A 25,154-nucleotide genomic window follows, 5' to 3' on the forward strand; every position below is an offset into this window, starting at 1 on the left:
CGCCATGCCCGCCCCCACCCTGCTCTGCCTCAACACCGGCTCGGCCAGCCTGAAATTCGCGCTGTTCGCGCTCGCCGACTGCGCCGGCCCGTCGCTGCCCGCGGCCTTGATACGCGGCGAGATCGACAACCACGACGGCCAGGCACTGCTGCGCTGGAGCGATGCGCAAGGGCAAACGCACCGCAGCGCCTCGAACACGCCGCGCGGCGACATCGCCGCCGAGGTCGACGCGCTGCTCGACCACGTCATCGCCCCGGCGGGCTTGGGAGAGATCGCCGCGGTTGCGCACCGCATCGTCCACGGCGGCGAGCGCTACACCAGCGCGCAGCGCATCACCCCCGAGGTGCGCGCAGCGCTCGACGATTTGCGCAGCCTCGCCCCGCTGCACCAGGGGCCGGGGCTGGCCGGGGTGGACGCAGCCACGGCGCGGCTGCCCGACGTGCCGCAGATCGCGTGTTTCGACACCGCATTTCACGCCACGCAACCCCCGCTTGCACGCCGCTACGCCATCCCGCGCGCATGGCACGACAAGGGCTTCAAGCGCTACGGCTTTCACGGCCTGTCGTATGACGCGATCACCCACAGCCTGCCTGCGCTGCTGGGCGCGCGCGCGCAGGGCGCGGTGATCGTCGCGCATCTGGGCGGCGGGGCAAGCCTGTGCGGTCTGCGGCAATTGAAGAGCGTCACCACCACCATGGGCTTTACCGCGCTCGACGGGCTGGTCATGTCCACCCGCAGCGGCGCGATCGACCCCGGGATGGTGCTGCACTGGATCGCTGAAGAGCAGCTGGACGCAACCCAGGTCACCGCCATGCTCTACCACGACAGCGGGCTCAAGGGCGTGTCGGGAATCAGCGACGACCTGCGCACGCTGGAACAGAGCAGCGACGCGCGCGCGGCCGAGGCGATCGCGGTGTTCGTCGCCAGCGTGGTGCATCACATCGGCGCGCTGGCCGCAGACCTCGGCGGACTCGACGCGCTGGTGTTCACCGGCGGCATCGGCACGCACAGCGCACGGGTGCGTGCCGACGTGTGCCACGCACTGGCCTGGCTGGGCGTGGCGCTGGACGCGCAGGCCAACGCCGCAGGGCAGACCCGCATCACCCGCGGCGACAGCCGTATCCCCGCTTTCGCCCTGCCCACCGACGAAGAAGGCGTGATGGCGCTGCAGGCCGCCGCGCTGCTGGCATGAACCTCAGGGAGTCTTGAATGAACACAAGGGCCGTGGCAGTGACCCGCTACGACTACGCGCAGGACGCGCGCGCGCAGATCTACGGGCAGACGCAGGGCTTCATCAAACTGGTGTTCCGCCGTGCCGAAGCGCTTTTGCTGGGCGCGCAGATCGCCGGCATGGATGCAGCGCAGCTCATCGCCCCACTGGCGCGCGCGCTGCGCCCGTAGCGCCGCCAGGGAGCCCCGATGCACGCCTCATCCGCCTCACCCAGCACCACACGCGCGGCGCAAACCGATGACCTGCCCCCCACCGACACGGCGCAGGGTCTTACCGCCGCCGAGGCCGCCGCCCGGCTGGCCCGCTTCGGCCCCAACGCCATCGCCGAGCGCACCATCCCCGCCTGGCGGCAACTGTTGATCAAGTTCTGGGCGCCAGTGCCGTGGATGCTCGAGGCGGTGATCGTCCTCCAGTTGCTGCTCGGCCGGGGATTCGAGGCGCTGGTGATCGCCGCGCTGCTGGTGTTCAACGCCATGGTCGCGTTCGTCCAGGAGCAGCGCGCCAAGGACGCGCTGGCGCTGCTGCGCCGGCAACTGCACGTCAGCGCCCGGGTGCTACGCGATGCGCGCTGGCAGCAAATCCCGGCGGCGCAGGTGGTTCCGGGAGACGTGGTGCACGTCCGCGCTGGAGACATCGTCCCGGCCGACCTGCAGTTGTTCGACGGTGCGGTGTCGCTCGACCAGGCGGCGCTGACCGGCGAGTCGCTGCCGGTCGATGCAGGCCCCGGCAAGCCGGCCTTTACCGGCGCGATCGTGCGTCAGGGCGAGGCCAGCGGGGTGGTCAGCGCAACCGGCGCGCATACGGTTTTCGGCCAGACCGCCGAGCTGGTGCGCGCATCCAGCGCCCCCAGCCACATGCAGCGCACCATCTTCGCCATCGTCAAGCGCCTGGTCGCGTTCGACGCCGTGCTGGTCGCGCTGGTCATCGGCTATGCGCTGTGGCGCGACCTGCCGCTGCTCGATACCGCGGTGTTCGCGCTGATGCTGCTCGTCGCTTCGGTGCCGGTCGCGCTGCCGGCCACCTACACCCTGGCGACCGCGGTCAGCAGCCAGCAACTCGCACACCTTGACGTGCTGGTCACGCGCCTGCCCGCAGTGGAAGAAGCCGCGGCGATGGACACCCTGGTCTCGGACAAGACCGGCACGCTCACGCAGAACAGCCTGCGCTTTGCCGCGGCCACAGCACTGGCGCCAGGCACGGATGAAAACGCCGTCTTGCGCGCCGCCGCGCTGGCCAGCGACGACGCGACGCAAGACCCGCTGGATCTGGCGTTGCTCAGCGCTGCGCGCGAGCGCAAGCTGCTGGAGGGCGCCCCGGCGCGCACCGGGTTTCACCCCTTCGACCCCGCCACGCGGCGCAGCGAAGGCGAATACACCGTCGACGGCCAGCCCTGGCGCGCGGTCAAGGGTGCAGCCACCATCATCGGCCCGCTGTGCCATCTGGACGGCCCACAGCAAACCGCGCTCCATGCCGCGGAAAAGCAGCTCGCCGCCAGCGGGGCGCGCGTGCTCGCTGTGGCCGCAGGCCACGGCGATGCGCTGCAATTGCTCGGCGCGGTCGGACTGTCCGATCCGCCGCGCCCCGATGCGGCCGATCTGATCGCGCAGATCAAACGGCTCGGCGTGCGCGTGTGCATGGCCACAGGAGATGCCGAAGTCGCCGCGCGCGCGATCGGCGCGCAGCTCGGTCTGGGCACGCGAGTGTGTCAGGCCGCGCCCGAGGCGCTGCAACACCCCGAGCGGTGCGATCTGTTCGCGCGCGTGCTGCCCGAAGACAAGCACCACATCGTCGCCGCGCTGCAGCAGGCCGGGCATGTGACCGGCATGACCGGCGACGGGGTCAACGACGCGCCGGCGCTGCGCCAGGCGGAGCTGGGCATCGCGGTGGCCAGCGCGACCGACGTCGCCAAGGCCGCAGCGGGTGTGGTGCTCACCGATCCGGGGCTGTCTGGCGTGCTCACCGTGGTGCGTGCCGGGCGGCAGGTACACCGGCGCATGCTCACCTACACCCTCAACAAGGTGCTGCGCACGCTGGAAATCGTGCTGTTCCTCACCCTCGGTCTGCTGCTCACCGGGCACTTCGTCATCTCGCCGCTGCTGATCGTGCTGATGCTGTTTGCCAACGACTTTGCCACGATGAGCATCGCCACCGACCGGGTGCAGCCTGCAGCGCTGCCGCAGCGCTGGCAGGTGGGCCGGCTGATGGGCGCGTCCATCGTGCTGGCAGGCTTGAGCCTGCTGTTCGCCGCGGGTCTTTACCTCTGGGCGCAGTCGCAGGGTTTGAGCGCGGCGCAGTTGCAGACCGTGGTGTTCCTGATCCTGGTGCTGGGCAACCAGGCGGGGATTTACCTGCTGCGCAGCGACGGCCCGATGTGGCGGCTCGCGCCGTCGAAATGGATGGCCGCAGCCATCCTGGGTGATGTGATCGCCGTGAGCCTGCTCGCCGGATTCGGCGTGCTGATGGCCGCGCTGCCTTGGCTGGTGGTCGGGGCCATCCTGCTGGCCACCGCCGTCTTCACCCTGCTGCTCGATACGCTGCTCAAACGCCCGTTGTTCGCCCGCTTCGCCATTGCCTGAAGGAAAACATCATGCCCCCGTCCGACAACGCTGCAACGCCGCAGATCAATGTGCCGTTTTTCTGGCCGATGCAGCTCGCTGCCGACATGGCCGCGCAGGGGCTGGAGCTGGCTGCGCGCAATGTCAAATTTCTCGACGAGGAATTGCGGCTGCACGGCGGGATCAAGCCGCGTCTGGCCACCGCGCACAGCGTGCGGCTGACGCTGCGCACCCCCGGCCTGTGCGACGATTCGGCGGACGACGCGCGGGGCACGCCAACGCTGGTGATCGCACCCCACACCGGCCTCACCTCGATGATCGCGGACGATCAAAAGGCTCAAAAGGCCAAAGCCTGATGCAGACGCTCTCAGGCAAACGCCGCGCCGCCCCGTGTTTGCCCGACCCCGTCAGGCGCTGGGCTGATGCTCGGCAAGTTCATGCTCGCCGGGTGGAAGAACATGCACCCCGAGCAGCACGATGTGCAGGAGCACATCGACCTGTACGAGCACATCGACGACCCGGTGTGGCTGTCCAAGACCGAGGCGTTCGAGCGCTGGTACGAAAACCCGCTCGACCTGCCGGGGCGCTGGTCTCTGCAGGTCATCGACCAGCTGTTCAAGCGCAACCTGCTGGCCAAGGGCGAGTATGTCGCGCTCGGGCGCACGCTCAATCTCAAGGACATCACCTGCCCGCTGTATCTGCTGGCTGGCGAAAGCGACGACATCACCACCGCGCCGCAGGTGTTCGCCGCCGAAACCCTGTGCGGCACCCCACCAAAAAAATCGAAAAACGCATCGTCCCTGGCGGCCATGTCGGCCTTTTCATGGGCGCGCGCACGCTCGAAGAGGCCTGGCCGGAGATCGCCGCGTGGATCGCGCGGCAGGGCTGAATCAAAGCAGCCGCAGATCGACCGGTTGCGCGCCCGGAAACACCGCCTGCACCTGCGGCGCGCGCAGCCCCCACAACCGCTGAAACACGCCGCCGAGCAGGTCGCGGTAGTCGGTGAGCACCGGGTCGTCGCGGTTCTGGTTGAGGGTTGCGGGAGACTGCACGATCTGCTCGCCGGCCACGCGCCCGCCGCGCACCGCGCCGCCCAGCACCCAGTACACCGTGCCGTGGCCGTGGTCGGTGCCACGGTTCCCGTTTTCGCGGAAGGTGCGGCCGAATTCGCTGAGCACGACCACGGTGGTGTCGCGCCATGCAGGCCCCATCGCTCGCGCCATGCCGGCCAGCCCCTGGCCCAACGCCGCGAGCTTGTCGGACAGCTGCCCCTGCGCGCCGCTGGTGGTTGCTTCGTTGACATGCGTGTCCCAGCCGCCGACGTCGATGAAACCGATGTTGAAGCTCTCGCGCATCAGCGCGCCGATTTTCACCGCCTCGGCGACAAATCCCTTGGGCGCAACCGCGCCGCGGCTCGCGGCAACCATCTCGGCCTGCCAGTCGGTCTGCTGCATGTCGCGGCGCACGGTCTGGTGCACCGCAAAGCCTTCGCGCACGGCCGCGCCTTGCGCCGAGCCGCTCCACATGCTTTCGATCAGGGCGCGCTGCCGCACGTCGATGCCGGTCTTGCCTGCCTGCGCGATCGCCAGATTGGGCACGCGCTCTTGCCCACGCAGCGACAGCGGCAGTTGCGCGGTGAACACCATCGGCTGCGCGCGCCCGCCGAGCTGCTGCGCCAAACGGTTGAGAAAGCCGTCGTTGAAATCGCGCGCCTGCGCGCCCTGCCCGAGTTCGATGTGATCCTGCGTTTCGAAATGGCTGCGGGTCAGGTCGCGCGTGCCGGCAAAGGGCACGAAGGCGAGCTGCCCGGCCTGCCACAGCGGCAACATCGCGTCGCGCAGCGCCGGGTGCAATGCCCAGTCGGCATCGAGCGCGATCGCCGCGTCGGTCGCGCTGCCTGGCCGGGGCACGGCGATGTGCGGGCGGGATTCGTAATAGAACGCATTGGCGTAGGGCACGAGCAGATTGGTCGCGTCATACGCCCCGCGCAGGAACACCAGGATGAACTTGGGCTGGCCCTGGCTGCTCGGCGCGGCCCACAGCCGGGTCGTGGGCGCGGCCAGCGCAGTTGCGGCAGCGGCTTGCAAAAAACGGCGGCGTTGCATGCGAGGCTCCTTCAGGTTTGCATGAATTCGGGAGATGACAGCCACAGCGCGTTCCAGCCCACGCGGTCGTCGGCTTGCGCGAGCGCGCGCAGCGTGGCGATGCCGAGTTGGTTTTGCTGCGCGAGATACACCGCGCTGCGCGCCAGGTCGGGCGGCGGGCGACGCGGCGGCTTGGCGGGCGGCGGTACGGGCGGCACGGCGCTCATCTCCATGCCGTCTGCCGCATCACCGTCGATCGGTGCGGCCTGCGTCAACAGCGCGGGCGGCTCGGCATACAGCATCGGCGCGCCAACGCCGATCTGCCGCGCCACTTCGAACCGCGCAGTCAGCTGCCCCGGGCTGTCCCAGGCGCCGGCATCGAGCGGATAACCGTCCGGCGTCTGCCGCCCGAACAGCGGTTCGCCCAGGCGCTGCAGCATCGCCAGCACCGGCTGCGGATTGCGGATCGGCTCATCCCCCAGGCTGGCGCGCAGGGCCGAGAAGACATAACGCACCGGGTCCTTGAACTGCGGCTGCGACAGGCTGGCGATGAACTCCGGATGGGTGAACATCGCCTGCAGCACCGCGGCGATCTGACCACCGCTCTGCCGCCAGCGCACCACCATCGCCGCCACCAGCGCGGGCGGCGGATGATCGGCAACGAAATACTGTGCCAGCTGCGTGCTGACATGCCGGGCGGTGGCGGGATGGTCAGCCAGCAGCGTGATGACCGCGTCGATGTCCTCCAGCCCCCGCCCCTGCAGGGTGTGGCCAAGCACGACCTTGGGGTCGGGATCGTGCCGCGCGGGGTTGAACACCACCAGCCCCTGTTGCCAGAGTTCGGCACGCCAGACCGGACGCACGCGCAGCGGCTCGCCGAGCAGGTCGACCCCCAGGCCGGTGAGCACCCGAGCCAGATTGGTCACATCCGCCTGGGTGTAGCCGCTGCCCACGCCCAGGGTGTGCAGCTCCATCACTTCGCGGGCGTAGTTCTCGTTGATGTGGCCGCGGGCGTTCTGCGCGTTGTTCAGATACAGCAGCATCTGCGGCGAGAACATGGTGGCGCGCAGCAGGTCGCGAAAGCGCCCGAGCGCGTGCGGCGCGATCACCCGCTGGGTGTAGTCGGCAAGCATCGGCCCGACATTGCCGGCGCGGAACACGTTGAAATGGTTGACCCAGAACCAGGTGAGCCGCTGATGCAGTGTGTTGGGCGCGTAGAGGGCGAGCAGCACTTGCTGCGCCGCCGCCTGTTGCGCCAGCGCGAATTTGAAGCGGTTGATCGCATTGAGCTGGACTTGGACGCGCTGCGCGTCGCTTGTCTGCCCGTCCCTTCTTGTGCGGCGGATGTCGCGCTCTTGCCGAACGATGGGCGGGATCAACGCGTCCAGCGCTTGGTTCACTGGCAGGGCGGCGAGCTGTGCGCTCAGCTCCGGCGGCAGCCCTGGGGTCGCCTGCGCTTGCAACTGTGCGTTCAGATAGGCCGTCGCACCAGCCTGGGCCAAGGCCTGCAGCTGTGCAGCGCTTGCGCCCCAGCCGATGCGGTCGAGGAAGGCCACCGGGCGGGCTTGCGCTGCCGCGTCCAGATCGGGCGCGGCGCCTGCGGTCTGCTGGGTTTGCGACCAGGCCTGCGGTGCCAGACCCGTCAGCCCCAGCCCGGCTGCGCCCAGACCGCCAAGGAATCGGCGGCGCGACAGATCCTGCAGAGCGGGCATCGTGCGTGTTTCCATGATCGCGCCCCGTTCAGCCGCAAACGCCCCAATGGCCCGGGTGCCACACTCCCCAGGGGCCCCAATGCGCCCGGTGCCAGCAGCCGCCACCTTCGGGCCGCACGATGACTGCGCCGGAGACCTGCGCCGGTGCAATGGGCGCCACATAACAGCCCCCGAGCAGCATGCTGCTCGCCAGCGCCAGTGCGGCCAGACGCACTCGGCGCGCCCGTGTCAATGCCACGAGCGCCTTCATTGCACGATCTCCCGGCTGATCGCAGCCTCGCGCCGGTTCAGCGCCAGCCACTGTGCACGCGGCAGGCCGCCGCCGTGGCGCTGCGCCACCGCCTGCTGCTGCCACCGCACCCGCGCCACCTGAAGGTGCAGCGCCTGCGCGCGCCACGGCGGTATCTCACCGACAAGGCTGGCGTGGTCGATGCGATGATCGAGACGATCGGCGCGCTGGATGACCTGCGCACGATTCGGATGCGCCGCCTGCCAGGGCGTTTGCGCAAACGCCAGCGGCGTGCTGAGCAGGGCGCCTGCAGTCAGCATGGACAGCCATGCCGGACGAAGAACTGGGTGCATGTTGGGATTCCTTTGCTGTTCGACAAGAGAAAGTGCGGCCGTGTCGAATCAACGGAACTCCCCTGCAGGCGGCGACAACCGCACCGCACGCAGTTGTCACCAATTGTGTTCAGCGCGCAGACAGGGGCAGACCGGTCACCTGCGCGCCGGGCTTCACTCCATGCCGCGAGAACCAGTGCAGCGGTGTTTCCAGGGCGTAGCGCACATCGGTCTGTGCGCAATGCACGTCTTCAGTTTCCGGTTGCATGTCGGCGATGTTGACGATGCGCCCATCCGCAGCGATGAACGCCACCGACAGCGGAATGAAGGTGTTCTTCATCCACATGCACACCGCCTGCGGCTGCGACCAGACGAACACCATGCCGTGATTCGCGGGCAGGCTGCGGCGGTTCATCAGCCCGGTCTGCTGCTGCTCGGCCGTGGCTGCCACCTCCGCGCGCAGGACGTGCCCGCCCACCTTGAGCGTGACCTGCGGCAGGCCGGTATTGACCTCGGGCTGCGCAGCGCAGGCCGCGGTGGCACTGGTCAGGGTGCATGCGAGTGCAACGCTGCGCAGCAAATGGACGATGTGCATGGTGCGTTCCTTGTGCATGGTCGTTGCTCAAGCGCGCAGCAGCAGGCACACCGCGCTGGCGGCGATGCCCTCACCGCGGCCCACGAAGCCCAGCCGCTCGGTGGTCTTGCCTTTGACGTTGACCTGCGCGACATCCAGCTCCAGCAGCTCGGCAATGCGCTGGCGCATCGCGTCGCGATAGGGCGCGAGCTTCGGCGCCTGCGCAATCACGGTGCAATCGACATTGCCCACCGTCCAACCCTGCTGCACCACGCTGTGCCGCACCTGCCGCAGCAGTTCGCCGGAGTCCGCGCCGGCAAAGCGCGCATCGGTATCGGGGAAATGCTGGCCGATGTCGCCGAGCCCCGCTGCGCCCAGCAGCGCGTCGGTGATGGCGTGCAGCAGCACGTCGGCGTCGGAATGGCCGAGCAGGCCGAGGGAGTGGGGAATGGTCACGCCGCCGAGAATGAGCCTGCGGCCGGGGACCAGGGCGTGAACATCAAAGCCCTCGCCGATGCGGATCTGTGTCATGCGGAATCTCCTGCGCGCAAGGCCAGCACGGCCTGCGCCAGTTCGAGGTCCTGGGGATAGGTGATCTTGAAATTGAACGCGGCGCCGGGCACCAGCAGCGCCTGCAAGCCCCGTTGTTCCATCGCCCCGGCTTCGTCGGTGGGTGGGGCATGGACCGCAATCGCCGCCTGCAACGCCTCGCGCAGCGAGCCGATGCGGAACATCTGCGGCGTCTGCGCCAGCCAGCGGCCCTCGCGTGGTTCGGTGCGGGCCACACGGCCTGCGGTGTCGGCGGTCTTGAGGGTGTCGGGCAGGGGCAGCGCCAGCAGGCCGCCCACCGCATCGGTCGCACAGGTGTCGATCAGCCGGTCGATCAGCTCCGGGGTGATGCAGCAGCGCGCCGCGTCGTGCACCAGTGCCCAGTCGGTCGGCAGCGCGCCCGCCTGCAGCAGACCGTCGAGGCCGCCGAGCACGCTGTGCGCGCGGCTTGCGCCGCCCAGAGGCAGCACGGACAAGCGCGGATCGGCCCGCAGACAAGCCGCCGCCTGCGTATCACCGGCCTGCACCACGACAGCGACCGAAGCGATGCGCGGGGTGCGCAAGAACGCCCGCACCGTGTGCTGCACCACGCAGTCGCCCAGCAGGGTGCGGTATTGCTTGGGCACCTCGCCGGGCAGGCGCGATCCACTTCCCGCGCAGGGAATCAGGGCATGGCAGCGGGGGGAAAGCGCAGTGGAATGGGACGGCATTTGCATCAGGACACAAGGCGAAGGCGCACTTTGGGCGAAAATTTGACCATGTCGTCTATTGTCCATGCCCTGCGCAGCCAAGTGCCCGCGCTCAAACCCGGCCAGCGTGTGAGCTGGGCCTTACCCAGCGGAAGTGCAGACGCCCTGTTGCTCGCCGAGCTGTGCACCACCGGCAGCACGCAGGGCGGGCCGTGGCTCGTCGTCACCGCCGAAGCCGCCGACGCCCAGCGCCTGCTCGACGAAGTGCGCTGGTTCGCGCCGTCGCTGCGCGTGGGTCTGCTGCCCGACTGGGAAACGCTGCCCTACGACAGCTTCTCACCGCACCAGGATTTGATCTCCGAGCGCCTGGCCACGCTCTGGGCGATTCACAGCGGGCAGATCGACGTGGTCATCGCCCCGGCCAACACCGCGATCCAGCGGCTGGCTCCACCCGAGTTCCTCGCCGCCTACACCTTCGACTTCCGCCAGGGTGAGGCGCTCGACGAGGCCGCCCTGCGCGCCCAGCTGGTGCTGGCCGGCTACAACCATGTCAGCCAGGTGATGGCGCCGGGCGAATACGCGGTGCGCGGCGGGCTGATCGACCTGCACCCCATGGGCTCTCCAGTGCCCTACCGGGTCGATCTGTTCGGCGACACCATCGACTCGATCCAGGCCTTCGACCCCGACACCCAGCGCAGCCTCTATCCGGTCAAGGAGGTGCGCCTGCTGCCCGGACGCGAGTTTCCGCTCGATGAAGCCACGCAAAAGCGCTTTCGCGCCCGATGGCGCGAAGTGTTCGAGGGCGATCCGAGCCGCAGCCCGCTCTACAAGGACATGGCCAGCGGCGTGGCCGGACCCGGCATCGAGTATTACCTGCCGCTGTTTTTCGAGCACACCGCCACCCTGCCCGACTTTCTCGGCCCTCGGACGCGCGTGGTGCTGCATGGCGATATTGCCGCCGCCATCCGAACCTTCTGGACCGACACCCAAGATCGCCACCGCCTGCTGCGCCACGACCCGGAGCGCCCTGCCCTCGCACCCGACCAGCTCTTCCTCAGCGAGGAAGCGTTTTTCACCCGCATCAAGCCCTATGCCCAGCTGGCGCTGCGCCCCCGGGACGAAACCGCTGCCGACGCCGACGCCAAGCCCGCGAGCGCCGCGCTGCCCGACATTTCCGCCGACCGCCGCGCCACCCGTCCGCTGGCCCGGCTGGCGAATTGGCTCGAGGCGGGCAGGCAGCACAACCAGCGCGCGCTGTTGCTGGCCGAGTCCGCCGGGCGCCGTGAAACCCTGCGCGAGTTGCTGCAGGAGTCCGGCCTGTCCGCCCAGCCGGCCGAAAGCTGGGACGAATTCGTCAGCGGCACCACCGGCTTTGCCCTGGCCGTTGGCCCGCTGGCGCGCGGCTTTGCCCTGCCGGCCGACCGCCTGGCGGTCCTGACCGAAACCGAGCTGTTCGCCCTCAATCCGGCGCAGCGCCGCCGCCGCAAACAGGAGCAGGCCAGCAATGTCGATGCCCTGATCCACGACCTTGCCGAACTGCAGCCCGGCGATCCCGTGGTGCATGCCAACCACGGCATCGGCCGCTATCAGGGCCTGACCGAGCTCGATCTGGGCGACGGCCCGGCCGAGTTCCTGCATCTGGTCTATGCGAACGACGCGGTGCTGTATGTGCCCGTCTCGCAACTGCACCTCATCGGCCGCTACAGCGGCGCCGCGCAGGACGACGCGCCGCTGCATACCCTGGGCTCCGGCCAGTGGGACAAGGCCAGGCGCAAGGCCGCCGAACAGGTGCGCGACGCCGCCGCCGAACTGCTCAACATTTACGCCCGCCGCGCTGCGCATCAGGGCCACGCGTTCCGCTATACCCCGCAGGACTACGAAGCCTTCGCCGCGAGCTTTGGCTTCGAGGAAACGCCCGATCAGGCCGCAGCCATTCACGCCGTGGTGCAGGACATGATTTCCCCGCGCCCGATGGACCGGCTGGTCTGCGGCGACGTGGGCTTTGGCAAGACCGAGGTGGCGCTGCGCGCCGCGTTCGTTGCGGTGATGGGCGGCAAGCAGGTCGCCGTGCTCGCGCCCACCACCCTGCTGGCCGAGCAGCATTGCGAGACCTTCCGCAACCGCTTTGCCGACTGGCCGGTGCGCATTGCCGAAATGTCGCGCTTTCGCAGCACCAAGGAGATCAACGCGGCGCTCGAAGGTCTCGCACGCGGCACGGTGGACATCGTCATCGGCACGCACAAGCTGCTGTCGCCCACGGTCAAGTTCGACCGGCTGGGGCTGGTGATCGTCGACGAGGAACACCGCTTCGGCGTGCGCCACAAGGAGGCGCTCAAGGCGCTGCGCGCCTCGGTCGACCTGCTCACGCTGACTGCCACCCCCATTCCGCGCACCCTGGGCATGGCGCTCGAAGGGCTGCGCGACTTGAGCGTCATCGCCACCGCGCCGCAAAAACGGCTGGCGATCAAGACCTTCGTGCGCAGCGAAAGCAGCGCGGTGATGCGCGAAGCCATCCTGCGCGAAATCAAGCGCGGCGGTCAGGTGTACTTCCTGCACAACGAGGTCGAGACCATCGAGAACCGCAGGCGCCAGCTCGAGGAACTGGTGCCCGAGGCGCGCATCGACATCGCCCACGGCCAGATGCACGAGCGCGACCTCGAGCGGGTGATGCGCGACTTCCACGCCCAGCGCTTCAACATCCTGCTGTGCACGACCATCATCGAGACCGGCATCGACGTCCCCAGCGCCAACACCATCATCATGGCGCGGGCCGACAAGTTCGGTCTGGCGCAGTTGCACCAGCTGCGCGGCCGCGTCGGGCGCTCGCACCACCAGGCCTACGCGTATCTGCTGGTGCCCGATGTGCAGAGCCTGACCAAGCAGGCCGGACAGCGGCTGGAGGCCATCCAGCAGATGGAAGAGCTGGGCTCGGGTTTTTATCTGGCGATGCACGACCTGGAGATCCGCGGCGCCGGCGAGGTGCTGGGCGAGCAGCAGTCGGGCAATATGCAGGAGATCGGCTTTGCGCTCTACAACGACATGCTGGCCGAGGCGGTGAAGGCGCTGCGCGCCGGACGCGAACCCGATCTGCTCAACCCGCTGGGCGTGACCACCGAAATCAACCTGCACGTACCCGCACTGCTGCCCAACGACTATTGCGGCGACGTGCATGCGCGGCTGTCGCTCTACAAGCGGCTGGCCAGCGCCACCACCAGCGCGCAGCTCGACAGCGTGGCCGAGGAAATCGTCGATCGCTTCGGCCGCATGCCGCCCCCCGCGCAGGCGCTGGTGGACACGCACCGTCTGCGGCTGATGGCGCAGGCCTACGGCATCACCAAGATCGACGCGGCCGAAGAAGTGGCCATCCTGCAGTTCCGCAAGGATGCGCCGGTGGACGCGGCGCGCATCATCGACCTGATCCAGAAACACCGCCACATCAAGCTCAGCGGCAACGACCGCCTGCGCATCGAACGCGCGACGAAAGACGCCGCGCAGCGCGCCCAGCTCATCCGCGACGTCCTCAGGCAGCTCGGCACGCCGCGCACCGAGGCGGCGCTGGCCTGATGCATCAACGCCGACAGACCGTCCCACACACTCCTCGCCACTCCTCCAGACCTGCCATGCACCATCTTGTCATTCAGCGCCACACCACCCCACTGTCGCAAGAGAACCTCGACCAGCTTTGCCACATCGCCGCGCCCATCAGCCTGGAAAAGTTTGCCGACGACAACGGCCCCAACCGCGGCCACAACGGCGCACGGCTGCGCGACATCCGCAGCACTGGCGCCGCCACGCGCCATGCGATAGACGCCTATTGCCGCACGCACCACATCGACTGGGCCATCATCCCGGCGGGGCTGCATCTGGGCGACTTCAAGCTGCTGGCGATGGACATGGACTCCACCCTCATCAACATCGAGACTGTCGATGAGATCGGCGCCGCAGTAGGCAAGAAGGACGAGATCGCCGCCATCACCGCCGCCGCGATGCGTGGCGAGATTGCCGACTACGCCACCAGCCTGCGTCAGCGCGTGGCGCTGCTGGCTGGCGTGCCGCTGACCGCGCTCGACAGGCTCTACACCGACGTCCTGCGTCTGAACCCCGGCGCCGAAACCCTGCTGTCTGCGGCCAAGGCCGCCGGGCTGAAAACCCAGCTCGTCACGGGCGGCTTCACCCACTTCACCGACCGACTGAAACAGCGCCTGGGCTTTGACCGCGTCGCCGCCAATGTGCTGGGCGTGCAGGGCGACGCGCTCGACGGCAAGCTGGTCGGCGACATCATCGACGGCGCCGCCAAGAAGACGGCCGTGCTCGCGTTCTGCAACGACCTGGGCTGTGACCCCGGCGAAGTGCTGGTCATCGGCGACGGCGCCAACGATCTGCCGATGATGCAGGCGGTGGGCTTCAGCGTGGCCTACCACGCCAAACCCAAGGTGCGCGAAGCCGCCACCGCCGCCATCGACCACGGCGGCCTCGACAGCCTGCTGCGCTGGTTCGAATGAGGTCGGGCCAGATTATGGCAGACCCACGGCCGGATACTGCGACCCGGCCATCGCCCCCACCGCGGCACCCAGCGCGGCGGCCGCTGTCTTGCCGTTGCCGCTGCCGAAGCGCGAGCCCACCAGACCGCCGACCACGCCGCCGATCACCGTGCCCGGGGTGATCTGCGTGCCATAGGGGTTGGCGGCATTTGCCCCCACCACTGCGCCCAGCGCCGCGCCGGTCGCCGCCATCGCCGTGCGCCCATTGCCCGAGCCGAAGCGCGAGCCGATCACCCCACCGGCCAGAGCCCCCAACGCGGCCCCCGGCAAAGCCGATTGCGCCACCGGAGCCGGTGCATAGGTCGGTTGCGGCGCATAGGACGGCTGGGCCGCATACGCGGGCGGCGCAGCGCCGTCACCGTTGTCATACGCCGACGAGGGGGTGTAGCCCGGCTGGGCGTATTGCCCGCCATACGGCGTGCCATATGGCGCATAGCCCGGCTGCTGATAGACCGGCTGCCGCGGCACCGCGTCAGCCGAGGAATACGACTGCGACGGCGGCACCACGGCGCAACCACCCAGCAACGACAGCAACACCGCACCGCTCAACAACAGACCAGACCGAGACATGATGGATTTCCCCGAAAGACGCATGATGCCCAGACAACGCATCTGCACCCGGGTTTGATGACAGCCAAATTCAGCCCATCGCCCGTTGCATGGCCTGCGCCAGATCGGCGATCAGATCGTCCGCGTCTTCCAGGCCGATGGCCAGCCGCACCAGCCCGCCCTTGTGCGGCCACTGACCGGCGGGGCGCATGGTCTGCACGTCGTAGGGCACGGCCAGGCTGACCGGGCCGCCCCAGGAATAGCCGATCTTGAACAGGCGCAGCGCATCGACGAAGGCATCGATCTGCACCGGGCTGTAACGAGCGTCGAACACCACGCTGAACAACCCGGCGGCGGCGGTGCAATCGCGCGTCCAGAAGGCGTGCCCGGGACTGTCCGGCAGCGCCGGATGCAGCACCACGGCCACTTGCGGCTGGGTCTGCAGCCAGGCGGCGATGCGGCGGGCAGCGGCGTCGTGCGCGGCATAGCGCAGCGGCAGAGAGTGCAGGCCGCGCAGCACCTTGGCGCAATCGTCGCCACAAACGCCCAGACCCAGGCGCATGTGCGTGAACAGCAGCCTTTCGTGCAGGGTGTCGTCGCGGGTGCTCACGCTGCCCATCAGCACATCGGCGCCGCCGCTCTGGTATTTGGTCAGCGCCTGCATGACGATGTCGATGCCCAGATCGAAGGGCTGCAGCGCAATGCCCGCAGCCCAGGTGGCATCGATGGCGGTGCGCACGCCTTGGGCTTTTGCTGCGGCCACCAGGGCGCGCAGATCGGGCATTTCCATGGTGACCGAGCCCGGCGCCTCCAGCCAGAGCAGGCGGGTGGCCGGGGTCATCCGTGCGGCGAGTTGTTCGGCTGTGTCCAGCGGGTCGTAGAGACTGGAGGTGATGCCCCAGCCAACCAGCAGGCGTTCGGCGAATTCGCGGCCAGGGCCGTAGGCATTGGCCGGCAGCAGCACATGATCGCCCTGCACGAGCAGCGCCTGGTCGATCAGGGTGATGGCCGACAGACCCGAGGGGCAGAGCAGGCAATGACGGGCGCCATCCAGGCTGGCGAGTCGCTCTTCCAGCAGGAAGGTGGTGGGCGTGCCGTGCAGGCCATAGGTGTAGCCGTCCTTGCTGCGCCAGTCGCGTGCGCGCATCGCGGCCACGCTCGGGAACATCACGGTCGAGGCATGGTGCACGCCGGGTTCTACCGCGCAAAATCCGGGTGGCGGCTGGTAGGGGTGGTGCTGCAGACGTGTCGACAACTGTTGCATTTGTGAAGCCGTCTGGGGATTTTGGTCTAATCGGGACTGCTCTTGACTCGACATGGAATGGGCTCCGCAGTGTTCCGGTCTGTTTTTCACTGACCTGCTCGGGCGTCTTGCCCTGCAGACCAGCGCAAAGCATAGGCCGAATGCGCTGTCCATTCCGACACGCACTCCTTGGATCCTGACCCTGAACCTTTGTTGCCCGGCGATCTTGCCGGGTTTGCAACAACCGTCCAGTTCCATGCGCCGCCGCGGCGCATCGGTACGCCTGCCTGTTCTCCCCTGCCCTGCGCGGAGCCGGTCGATTTGCCGGTTGACTTGCGGGCGCGTGCCTCTCGCTGTGTTTCGTCCCCCCTGGAGCGTCCGTCATGGAAGTGCTGATTCTGTTCGGCCTGATCCTGCTCAATGGCCTGTTCGCCATGTCGGAGATCGCGCTGGTCACAGCGCGCCGTGCCCGCCTCACGGCACTGGCCGAAGCCGGAAACGACAACGCGCGCACCGCGCTGCACCTGGCCGAGCAGCCCACGCGGCTGCTGTCCACGGTGCAGATCGGCATCACGTCCATCAGCGTGCTCAACGGGATTCTGGGTGAGGCGGCGTTTTCCGAGCCAGTGGCCAACTGGCTGATTTCACTGGGGCTGCTGCCCAAGTTTGCCGGAGCGTCGGCCACGGCCATCGTGGTGCTGATCATCACGTTTGCGTCCATCGTCATCGGCGAACTGGTGCCCAAGCGGCTGGGACAACTCGCTCCCGAGCGCATCGCCATGGTGATGGCGCGGCCGATGACCTGGATCGCCCGCGGCGCGGCGCCCTTCGTCAAGCTGCTGTCGATCTCCACCGACCTGCTGCTCACCCTGCTGCGCGTGCGGCACAACACCATGCCGCAGATGACCGAGGCCGAAATCAACGAAGTGCTCGAAGAGGGCTCGGACGCCGGCGTGATCGAGGAGCAGGAACACGAGATGGTGCGCAACGTGTTCCGCCTCGACGACCGGCAGATTGCCTCGCTGATGACCCCGCGCAACGAGATCGAGTATCTCGATGTCGATCAGCCCCTGAGCGAAAACCTCAACAAGATCGCGCAGTCCACCCATTCGCGCTTTCCGCTGGTCAAGCGCGGGCTGGAGGACGTGGTCGGGCTGGTGTCAACCAAGGAGCTGCTGGGCCGCTTCATTCGCCGCGAGGGCATCGACGATCTGAGCAAGGCCGCCATTCCCGCGACCTTCGTACCCGAAAGCCTGACCGGGCTGGAGCTGCTGCAGACCTTCCGGCAAAGCGCCGAGCACACCGCCATGGTGATCGACGAATACGGCCAGACCATGGGCATCGTCACCGTGCAGGACTTGATGGAGGCCATTGCCGGCGAGTTCAAGTCGCACCCGTCGGAAGAACCGTGGGCGATGCAGCGCGCCGACGGCTCGTGGCTGATGGACGGCCTCATCACGGTCGATGACCTCAAGACCCGCCTGGGCCTGGCGCATCTGCCCGACGAGGAAAAGCAGCGCTACAACACCCTCTCGGGCATGCTCATGCTGCTGCTCGCACGTCTGCCCGCCACCGGAGACATCGTGGACTGGGGCGGCTGGACGTTCGAGATCGTGGACATGGACGGCAAGCGCATCGACAAGGTGCTGGTGCAGCGCAAGCCCGACGAGCCGACCGACGCGTCTTCCGATGCCGAGGAAGCTCGCGATTCGCGGCTTTGACCCCAGGCGTCGAGCCTCGCCTGAACGGCGTTGCCCCGCGCCATCACCCTGCCCTGTCATGCTGCACGACGCCCTGCTGCTGTTTCCCGATTTCAGCCTGATCGTGCTCGGTCTGGCGCTGGTGCAGTTCACGCCGCTCAAGCGCAATGTCTGGGACGGCGTCGAGCGGCTGGTGTACTTCGTGCTGTTTCCGGCCCTGCTGTTTTCCACCACCAGCCGCGGCCATGCCAGTCTGCGTGGCAGTGCCGATCTGTTGATCGCCGGAGCGGCGATGCTGCTCATCGGCATCGGCCTGGCGTATGCCGCATTCTGGTTCCGCAAGGCAGACCGACGCTGCGTGGCCAGCGGAGTGCAGACCGCGTTTCGGTTCAACTCCTACATCGCGCTGGCGGTGGCCGACCGGGTGGGCGGAGCGCAGGCGGTGTCGCTGGTCGCGGTGCTCATTGCCATCGGCGTGCCGCTGTGCAACTTTGCCGCGGTGTGGGCGCTGGCCCAGCATGCCCAGGCCAATGTGCTGCGCGAAATCCTGCGCAATCCGCTCATTCTCGCCACCGTGGCCGGCTTGGTGGTGCATGGCATGGGCTGGTCGCTGCCCGGCCTGGTGCTGCCCGTGCTCGACCGCCTGGGCAGCGCGTCCATCGCGCTTGGCTTGATGACTGTCGGCGCGGGGCTGCAGTGGCGCGGACTGGGGCGGGAATTGCCCGTGGGCCTGTGGTTCCTGACCATTCGGCATCTGCTTCTGCCGCTCTCTGCGATGGCGCTGGCTGCTGCGCTGCAACTGCCGCCGCTGCAGGCTCTGATGCTGGTGCTGTTTGCCGCCATGCCCACGGCATCGAGCGCGTATGTGCTGGCGGCGCGCATGGGCGGAGATGGCCCTTATGTGGCCGGACTGGTCAGCCTGTCCACCGTGCTGGGCGCTGTGTCCATTCCGGTGTTCCTCGCGGTGATGCAGCACTGATTTTTCACCAGGCAGTCGGGCCATGTCCTGATTTTTGCAAGCTGTCCCGCCGACCAAGCCGACTGTTCCAGTGAGGTTTACAAATTCCTGACATCTCGGACGTGTATCCTTGAGCGCTTCTGACTTTGCCCGAACGCTGCTCCCTAACATGCCGAATTTCCATGTCATTTTCTGGCGTCACGCCGAAGCGGAAGACGCACCGGGCTCCGCCCAGGGCGACGACGTCGATCTGCGGCGCAGCCTCACCAAGCAGGGTCGCCGCGACGCCGCCCTGGTGGCCGCGTGGATCAAGTCGCAATTGCCCAAGCCCTGGACGGTGCTGACCAGCCCGGCTGCCCGTGCGCGGCAGACCGCGCAGCACCTGAGCGATTACCCGGTGGCCGACCCGCGTCTGCGCCCGGAAGCGGACACGGCCGAGCTGCTCTCGGTGGTGTCGGAGTTCCCGCGCGAGGGCGGCGCGCTCATTCTCGTCGGCCATCAACCCACCATGGGCCGCGCCGGGCTGTACTGGATCACGGGCTGTGATCAGCAGTTTTCGCTGCGCAAGAGCGGGCTGCTGTGGGCGGTGGAGCGCAGCCGGGATTCCGGCATCCAGCGCAACCTGCGCGCCTGCATCAGCGCTGACCTGCTGAGCGACTGAACACGTCTGGTCACTTTCCTTGCACTGTCACACCAAATTCACGCAAACGTCACCGAACCGTCACGCTGCCTTCTTATCTTCTTCATGGACTGACATGAAGGAGACCCCATGTTCGACGACGACGCCGCGCAGCGGCTGGTGACTCATCCGCAGAGCATTCAGCCCGACGCCGGAACTGCCGCGCAACACCCGGCACACAATTTCACCGTGGCCTGGGCGCGGCATGCCGACGAAGTGCGCGAGGCCCAGCGTCTGCGCTACAAGGTGTTCGTCGAAGAAATGGGCGCGCAGATCAAGACACCCGAGCCAGGTCTGGACATCGACCTGTTCGACCCGTACTGCGATCACCTGCTGGTGCGCGACGCCGAGGGGCGCCTCATCGGCACCTATCGCGCCCTGCCCCCGCATCAGGCCAAGCGCGTCGGCACGCTCTACACCGAGACCGAATTCGACCTCACCCGGCTGTATCACCTCAAGCCGCGGCTGCTCGAAATCGGCCGCTCCTGCGTGCACCGCGACTACCGCAGCGGTGCGGTCATCCTGGCGCTGTGGAGCGGCATTGCGGCATACATGCAGCGGCACGGACTGGACGCGCTGATCGGCTGCGCCAGCATGTCCATGCACTGCGGCGGTCACACGGCCGCCAGTCTGTGGGCGCAGTTGCTGCGCACGCACCTGGCGGCGATCGAAGACCGGGTGCATCCCCGGCTGCCGCTGCCGATCCAACGCCTGCGGCAAGACCTCGCCGTCGAGCCCCCAGCGCTGCTCAAGGGCTATCTGCGCGTAGGCGCCAAGGTCTGCGGCGCCCCGGCCTGGGACCCGGACTTCGGCGTGGCCGACTTCCCGGTGCTGCTGCGCCTGAGCCAGGTCAATCCGCGCTACGCCCGGCATTTCCTGGGCGCCTGAGCGACCAGCCATCTCGTTGGGCCGCGTTGTAAGATGCGCGCCTTTGCGGATGCGCCGCAGTCCACTCCTACCGCTTGGCAACGACGATCGGCGTGCGGCGCCCATCGCAACGACAGGCGCCCATGTCCCAGCCCCAATCTCTCACCCAACGCAGCGTGCAGGCCGTCTGGCACCCCTGCACGCAGATGCTGCGTGCGAAGCACGCTCCGCCCCTGGCGATGGTGCGCGGCACAGGGCCGTGGCTGTTCGATGAGGCCGGAGGCCGCTATTTCGATACCAGCAGTTCCTGGTGGGTCAATCTGTTCGGTCACGCCGATCCCGGCATCAACGCCGCGCTCAAGGACCAACTCGACCGACTGCCGCATGTCATGCTCGCTGGCTGCACCCATTCCCCCGCGGTCGAACTGGCCGAGCGCTTGTCGGCACAGACGGGCCACGCTCTTGGCCATTGCTTTTTTGGCAGCGATGGGGCGTCTGCGGTGGAAATCGCGCTGAAGATGAGCGTGCATTACTGGCGCAACAGCGGGCAGACGGACAAGACCGAATTCGTCTGCCTGCGTCACAGCTATCACGGCGAGACCCTCGGCGCGCTCGCCGTCACCGATGTGGCCATCTTTCGCGATGCCTACGACCCGCTGCTGATGCGCGCGCATCAGGTCATGTCGCCCGACGCACGGCAGGCGCAACCGGGCGAAACCGCTGCCGACGTGGCACGCCGCGCCGTGGCCGCTTTGCGCGCCCTGTTCGAGGCGCGCTCCCGACACATCGCCGCGCTCATTCTGGAGCCCTTGGTGCAGGCCGCCACCGGCATGGCGTTCTTTGATCCGCTTTACCTGCACGAGGCACGGGCGCTGTGCGATGCCCACCAGGTGCTGCTCATTGCCGACGAGATTGCCGTGGGCTACGGCCGCACCGGAACATTCTTCGCCTTCGAGCAGGCCGCACCTGCGGGACAGGCACCGATCTGGCCCGATCTGCTGTGCCTGTCCAAGGGCATCACCGGGGGTTATCTGCCGCTGTCCGTGGTGCTGTCGCGCGACGCGATCTATGCCGCCTTCCTCGACGACGCGGTCGCCCGAGGATTTCTGCACTCCCACTCCTACAGCGGCAACGCGCTGGCATGCAGGGCCGCGCTGGCGGTGCTCGACCGCTTCCGTGACAGCGCCGTGCTGCAGGACAATGCACAGCAAGCGCGCGCGCTGACCGAAGCCCTTGCCCCGCTGCGCGACGATCCGCGCCTGGAGCATGTCCGCCAGATCGGCATGATCTGGGCATTCGACGTGCGCGAGCCGTATGCCGGCCCGCGCTTTGCCGAGCGGTTTCATCTCGCTGGCCGGGCGCGCGAACTGCTCATCCGCCCCATTGGCCGCACGGTCTACCTCATGCCGCCCTATGTGCTGGATGCCTCGCTGTCGCGCTGGCTGGCAGAGCAGGTGCGCGCCACGCTGGACGATGTGCTTGATCAGCCCAATCCCCATGCTCATCGACCATCTGAACCAGCAACTGCTTGAGCGCGCGGCAAAAGGCCTGCAACGGCAACGCCGCACGGCTGCGACCGCCTGCGCCCCGCAGCAGCAGGTCTGCGGTGGGCCGCAGTCGGTCGACTCACAGCCGCGCAAGCGACTGGGCTTTTGCAGCAACGACTATCTCGGTCTGGCCAATCACCCGGCGCTGATCGAGGCGATTGCCGAGGGCGCCCGCCGCTATGGCGCGGGCAGTGGCGCCTCGCACCTGGTCAGCGGCCATTCACTGGCGCACGACGCATTGGAAAATCTCCTGGCCGATTGGATGGCACCCTACATCCCGCAGTCGCGCACGCTGACCTTCAGCACCGGCTACATGGCCAACCTGGCGCTGCTGACCGCGCTGGGGGATGCGCAGGCCACGCTGTTCTGCGACAAGCTCAACCATGCCTCGCTGATCGATGGGGCCCGGCTCGCCAAGGCCGAGGTGCAGCGCTATCCCCACCGCGACCTTGCGACGCTGCAGCGCCAGCTTCAAACCTGCACCACCCCGCTGCGCCTGATCGTCACCGATACCGTGTTCAGCATGGATGGCGACAGGGCCGATCTGCCCGCCCTGCTGGCATTGGCCGAGCAGCATGATGCCTGGCTGATCCTCGACGATGCCCATGGCTTCGGTGTGCTCGGCTCGCAGGGTGAGGGCAGCCTCGCGCATGCCGGGCTGCGCAGCGAACGTTTCATTCTGATGGGCACGCTGGGCAAGGCAGCGGGCATCGCCGGTGCCTTCGTCGCGGCGCACCCGGTCATCATCGACTGGTTGATGCAGACTGCCCGCAGCGCGGTGTTCACCACAGCTGCGCCGCCCGCGCTGGCCCATGCGCTGCAGACCAGCCTGAATCTCATCGCCAGTACGGAAGGCGCGCAGCGCCGCGCCACGCTGCGGCAACACATCGCCCAGTTGCGCAGCGGTCTGCAGAACCTGATCGACCAGTTCCCCTCGCTCGGCTGGCGGCTGGGCGCCTCCGACATGCCCATTCAGCCCCTGATCGTGGGCGACAACGCGCGGGCGCTGGCGCTCTCGTCGGCATTGGACGCGCAGGCGCTGTGGATTCCCGCCATTCGCCCGCCCACCGTGCCCGTGGGCACGGCGCGTCTGCGCATCACCCTCAGCGCCGCACACACCCCCGAAGACATCGAACACCTGCTCAGCGCACTGCACGGCATTGCCCGCGATTTCCGATGAAACAGCCGATTGCAGCGCGCGGATGCTTTGTCACCGGCACCGACACCGAAGTGGGCAAGACCCATGTCAGCGCCGCGCTGCTGCACTGGTGCGTGCTTCAGGGCTGGCGCAGCGCCGGATTCAAGCCGGTCGCAGCTGGTCTGGAACAGATGGATGGCCGTTGGGTCAATGCCGACGTACAGCTGTTGCGCCAGGCCGGCTCGGTTCCGCTCACCGATGCAGAAGTCGGTCCCTGCCAGTTCAGGGCAGCCTGTGCGCCACATCTCGCCGCTGCACAGGAAGGCCGTGTGATCGATTTCGACGCCTTGCTGCGCGCCGCCCGTCACCTTGCCAGCAAGGCGGATGCCCTCGTGGTCGAAGGCGTCGGCGGCTTCGTCGTGCCCCTGGACACGCAGCGCGACACCGCCGATCTGGCGCAGGCACTTGGCCTGCCGGTAGTGCTGGTCGTCGGCCTGCGTCTGGGCTGTCTCAATCATGCCCTGCTCACGGCGCAAGGCGTGCAGGCACGCGGACTGCGGCTGATCGGCTGGGTGGGCAACACCGTCGATCCGACCATGCCCTGGATGGACGACAACCTCGCCACCCTGCGGCAGATGCTGTGGGCTCGGCATGGCGCGATCGCGCTCGGCCATGTCCCCCGCCTGTCCGAGCCGAGCCCGCAGGCCATCCTGCACCACCTCGATCCAGTCGGTCTGCGGCAGGTCTTCGCACGATGACGGCGCTGCTGGAGCGGACGTTGGTCGATGCCGCATTTCTCGCCAACCCTTACCCCACCTATGAGGCACTGCGCGAGGCCGGGCCGTTGCATTGGAGCGCGGAATTCTTCGGTGGCGCCTGGCTACTGACCCGGCATGCCGATGTGGAGGCTGTGCTGCGCGATCCGCGGTTTTCCGCCCAACGCACGGGGGGCTGGATCAACGACGTGCAGACCGCGCGCGGCGAACTGGCCCGATTTCAGCGCCTGTTTTCCCGTGCCCTGCTGTTTCTCGACCCTCCCGAGCACGGCCGGGTCCGCTCTCTGATGCAGGCAGCCTTCCGCCCCGAGGCCGTGGCGCGCCTGCGGCCGCGCATCGCGCAGATCGTGGATGCCCTGCTCGATGCCATCCCCCCGGCCCAGCCATTCGATGCGATGGCGCACATTGCCCGACCCTTGCCGGTGCAGGTGATCGCGCTGATGCTGGGCATCGATCCGAGTGACAGCGCCGATCTCCTGCGCTGGTCGGACGATCTGGCCGCGTTCATCGGCGCGCCGCAACCCACGCACACCCTGGCGCTGCGCGCTCAGGACAGCGTGCTGGCGTTGACCGACTATTTCCATCAGCAGTTGCTCCATTCGCACCCGAACGACCCCGACGTGCTGCTTGCCGCGCTGCGCCAGGCACGTGCGCAAGGCGCGCTGAAGGATGACGCAGAACTCCTTGCGCAATGCGCCATGCTGCTGTTCGCCGGACATGAGACCACCCGCAATCTCCTGGGAAACGGCCTGCATGCCCTGCTCAACCACCCGGAGCAATGGCAAAGCCTGCTGGACGACCCCAACCGTGCACCGGGCGCAGTGCGCGAGCTGCTGCGCTTCGACAGCCCGGTGCAATACACCGGTCGGCGCGTGACAACCGCACTGACCCTGCACGGACAGCGGCTGGAGCGCGGCGATCTGGTCCTGCCGCTGATCGGCTCGGCCAACCGCGATCCGGCACGCCACGCACACCCCGATCGGCTCGACATCCTGCGACCCGATCCGGGCGCGCTGGCGTTCGGCTCCGGCATCCACGCCTGCCTCGGCGCGGCGCTCACCCGGCTGGAGGCCGAAATGACGCTGCGGCAGTTGCTCGCGCGCTGGCCCGGTCTGCGGCTGGCTCAGGCCGCGCCTCAGTGGATGGAAAACCCGGCCTATCACGGCCTGCAGTCCCTGCTGCTGCAGACCGCCTGAATCCG

Annotated in this window: 24 protein-coding genes and 1 pseudogene; 16 read left to right on the top strand and 9 right to left on the bottom strand. The window is 68.0% G+C overall.

All coding sequences use genetic code 11. The features are described 5' to 3' along the window. Positions 1-4 precede the first annotated feature (4 nt). From AC1ZQA_RS09685 to AC1ZQA_RS09710, 6 genes and pseudogenes are all read left to right on the top strand, one after another. A complete protein-coding gene (locus AC1ZQA_RS09685; protein ID WP_482676764.1) occupies positions 5-1,192 on the top strand; it encodes an acetate/propionate family kinase in 1,188 nt (395 codons plus the stop codon). A gap of 17 nt (positions 1,193-1,209) precedes the next feature. Further along, the gene (locus AC1ZQA_RS09690) at positions 1,210-1,401 is read left to right on the top strand and encodes a hypothetical protein (RefSeq protein ID WP_482676765.1); all 192 of its coding nucleotides are present in this window, start codon (positions 1,210-1,212) and stop codon (positions 1,399-1,401) included. Between the two features lie 18 nt (positions 1,402-1,419). After that, positions 1,420-3,807: a plasma-membrane proton-efflux P-type ATPase gene (locus AC1ZQA_RS09695; RefSeq protein ID WP_482676766.1), complete on the top strand. Its 2,388-nt coding sequence runs from the start codon at positions 1,420-1,422 to the stop codon at positions 3,805-3,807. An 11-nt stretch (positions 3,808-3,818) separates the two neighbouring features. Beyond that, positions 3,819-4,142, top strand: a complete 324-nt coding sequence (locus tag AC1ZQA_RS09700; RefSeq protein ID WP_482676767.1) for a hypothetical protein — start codon at positions 3,819-3,821, stop codon at positions 4,140-4,142. 123 nt (positions 4,143-4,265) lie between these two features. Next, a pseudogene (locus AC1ZQA_RS09705) lies at positions 4,266-4,517 on the top strand (alpha/beta fold hydrolase); the annotation flags it as partial. A 29-nt stretch (positions 4,518-4,546) separates the two neighbouring features. Further along, on the top strand, positions 4,547-4,675 hold the full coding sequence (locus AC1ZQA_RS09710) for a hypothetical protein (protein WP_482676768.1): 129 nt from the start codon (positions 4,547-4,549) through the stop codon (positions 4,673-4,675). Position 4,676: 1 nt separating this feature from the next. Here the strand turns inward: AC1ZQA_RS09710 and AC1ZQA_RS09715 are convergent, their stop codons facing one another. The 7 genes from AC1ZQA_RS09715 to ispD form a co-directional block, all read right to left on the bottom strand. Further along, a complete protein-coding gene (locus tag AC1ZQA_RS09715) occupies positions 4,677-5,891 on the bottom strand; it encodes a DUF1501 domain-containing protein (RefSeq protein ID WP_482676769.1) in 1,215 nt (404 codons plus the stop codon). An 11-nt stretch (positions 5,892-5,902) separates the two neighbouring features. Continuing rightward, positions 5,903-7,597, bottom strand: coding sequence for a DUF1800 domain-containing protein (locus AC1ZQA_RS09720; RefSeq protein WP_482676770.1), 1,695 nt, complete (start codon positions 7,595-7,597; stop codon positions 5,903-5,905). A 13-nt stretch (positions 7,598-7,610) separates the two neighbouring features. Next, positions 7,611-7,832, bottom strand: coding sequence for a hypothetical protein (locus tag AC1ZQA_RS09725; RefSeq protein WP_482676771.1), 222 nt, complete (start codon positions 7,830-7,832; stop codon positions 7,611-7,613). Then, positions 7,829-8,164 (bottom strand): hypothetical protein, encoded by a 336-nt coding sequence (locus tag AC1ZQA_RS09730; RefSeq protein ID WP_482676772.1) that lies wholly within the window; start codon positions 8,162-8,164, stop codon positions 7,829-7,831. Before AC1ZQA_RS09730 ends, AC1ZQA_RS09725 begins: the two co-directional genes overlap by 4 nt. A gap of 109 nt (positions 8,165-8,273) precedes the next feature. After that, complete coding sequence (locus AC1ZQA_RS09735) at positions 8,274-8,738, bottom strand: DUF192 domain-containing protein (protein WP_482676773.1); 465 nt, start codon at positions 8,736-8,738, stop codon at positions 8,274-8,276. A gap of 27 nt (positions 8,739-8,765) precedes the next feature. Next, positions 8,766-9,248, bottom strand: coding sequence for a 2-C-methyl-D-erythritol 2,4-cyclodiphosphate synthase (gene ispF, locus AC1ZQA_RS09740; RefSeq protein ID WP_482676774.1), 483 nt, complete (start codon positions 9,246-9,248; stop codon positions 8,766-8,768). Then, complete coding sequence (gene ispD / locus AC1ZQA_RS09745; RefSeq protein WP_482676775.1) at positions 9,245-9,982, bottom strand: 2-C-methyl-D-erythritol 4-phosphate cytidylyltransferase; 738 nt, start codon at positions 9,980-9,982, stop codon at positions 9,245-9,247. The genes ispF and ispD overlap by 4 nt, the downstream gene beginning before the upstream one ends. Before the next feature lie 42 nt (positions 9,983-10,024). On the opposite strand from ispD, the gene mfd reads away from it, so the two are divergent. Both mfd and serB read left to right on the top strand, forming a co-directional pair. Continuing rightward, on the top strand, positions 10,025-13,519 hold the full coding sequence (mfd, locus tag AC1ZQA_RS09750) for a transcription-repair coupling factor (RefSeq protein ID WP_482676776.1): 3,495 nt from the start codon (positions 10,025-10,027) through the stop codon (positions 13,517-13,519). Between the two features lie 56 nt (positions 13,520-13,575). Then, on the top strand, positions 13,576-14,457 hold the full coding sequence (gene serB, locus AC1ZQA_RS09755; protein ID WP_482676777.1) for a phosphoserine phosphatase SerB: 882 nt from the start codon (positions 13,576-13,578) through the stop codon (positions 14,455-14,457). 12 nt (positions 14,458-14,469) lie between these two features. Here the strand turns inward: serB and AC1ZQA_RS09760 are convergent, their stop codons facing one another. Further along, the gene (locus AC1ZQA_RS09760; protein WP_482676778.1) at positions 14,470-15,066 is read right to left on the bottom strand and encodes a glycine zipper 2TM domain-containing protein; all 597 of its coding nucleotides are present in this window, start codon (positions 15,064-15,066) and stop codon (positions 14,470-14,472) included. A 70-nt stretch (positions 15,067-15,136) separates the two neighbouring features. Further along, positions 15,137-16,309, bottom strand: a complete 1,173-nt coding sequence (locus AC1ZQA_RS09765) for a cystathionine beta-lyase (RefSeq protein ID WP_482676779.1) — start codon at positions 16,307-16,309, stop codon at positions 15,137-15,139. Between the two features lie 362 nt (positions 16,310-16,671). Between AC1ZQA_RS09765 and AC1ZQA_RS09770 the strand changes: the two genes are divergently transcribed. From AC1ZQA_RS09770 to AC1ZQA_RS09805, 8 genes are all read left to right on the top strand, one after another. After that, positions 16,672-18,009, top strand: coding sequence for a hemolysin family protein (locus AC1ZQA_RS09770; RefSeq protein ID WP_482676780.1), 1,338 nt, complete (start codon positions 16,672-16,674; stop codon positions 18,007-18,009). 58 nt (positions 18,010-18,067) lie between these two features. After that, entirely contained in the window at positions 18,068-18,967 is a 900-nt protein-coding gene (locus AC1ZQA_RS09775) for an AEC family transporter (protein WP_482676781.1), read from the top strand. Positions 18,968-19,115: 148 nt separating this feature from the next. Then, entirely contained in the window at positions 19,116-19,607 is a 492-nt protein-coding gene (locus AC1ZQA_RS09780; protein ID WP_482676782.1) for a SixA phosphatase family protein, read from the top strand. Positions 19,608-19,715: 108 nt separating this feature from the next. Beyond that, positions 19,716-20,513: a GNAT family N-acetyltransferase gene (locus AC1ZQA_RS09785; protein ID WP_482676783.1), complete on the top strand. Its 798-nt coding sequence runs from the start codon at positions 19,716-19,718 to the stop codon at positions 20,511-20,513. 122 nt (positions 20,514-20,635) lie between these two features. After that, positions 20,636-22,024 carry an adenosylmethionine--8-amino-7-oxononanoate transaminase gene (bioA, locus tag AC1ZQA_RS09790; RefSeq protein ID WP_482676784.1) on the top strand — a complete coding sequence of 463 codons (1,389 nt, stop codon included), beginning with the start codon at positions 20,636-20,638 and terminating at the stop codon, positions 22,022-22,024. Further along, on the top strand, positions 21,990-23,219 hold the full coding sequence (gene bioF, locus AC1ZQA_RS09795) for an 8-amino-7-oxononanoate synthase (RefSeq protein WP_482676785.1): 1,230 nt from the start codon (positions 21,990-21,992) through the stop codon (positions 23,217-23,219). The genes bioA and bioF overlap by 35 nt, the downstream gene beginning before the upstream one ends. After that, the gene (gene bioD, locus AC1ZQA_RS09800) at positions 23,216-23,935 is read left to right on the top strand and encodes a dethiobiotin synthase (protein ID WP_482676786.1); all 720 of its coding nucleotides are present in this window, start codon (positions 23,216-23,218) and stop codon (positions 23,933-23,935) included. Before bioF ends, bioD begins: the two co-directional genes overlap by 4 nt. Continuing rightward, positions 23,932-25,149: a cytochrome P450 gene (locus AC1ZQA_RS09805; protein ID WP_482676787.1), complete on the top strand. Its 1,218-nt coding sequence runs from the start codon at positions 23,932-23,934 to the stop codon at positions 25,147-25,149. The genes bioD and AC1ZQA_RS09805 overlap by 4 nt, the downstream gene beginning before the upstream one ends. Positions 25,150-25,154: the final 5 nt, after the last annotated feature.

It is taken from the genome of Thiomonas sp. DCM-2 (assembly GCF_056820905.1).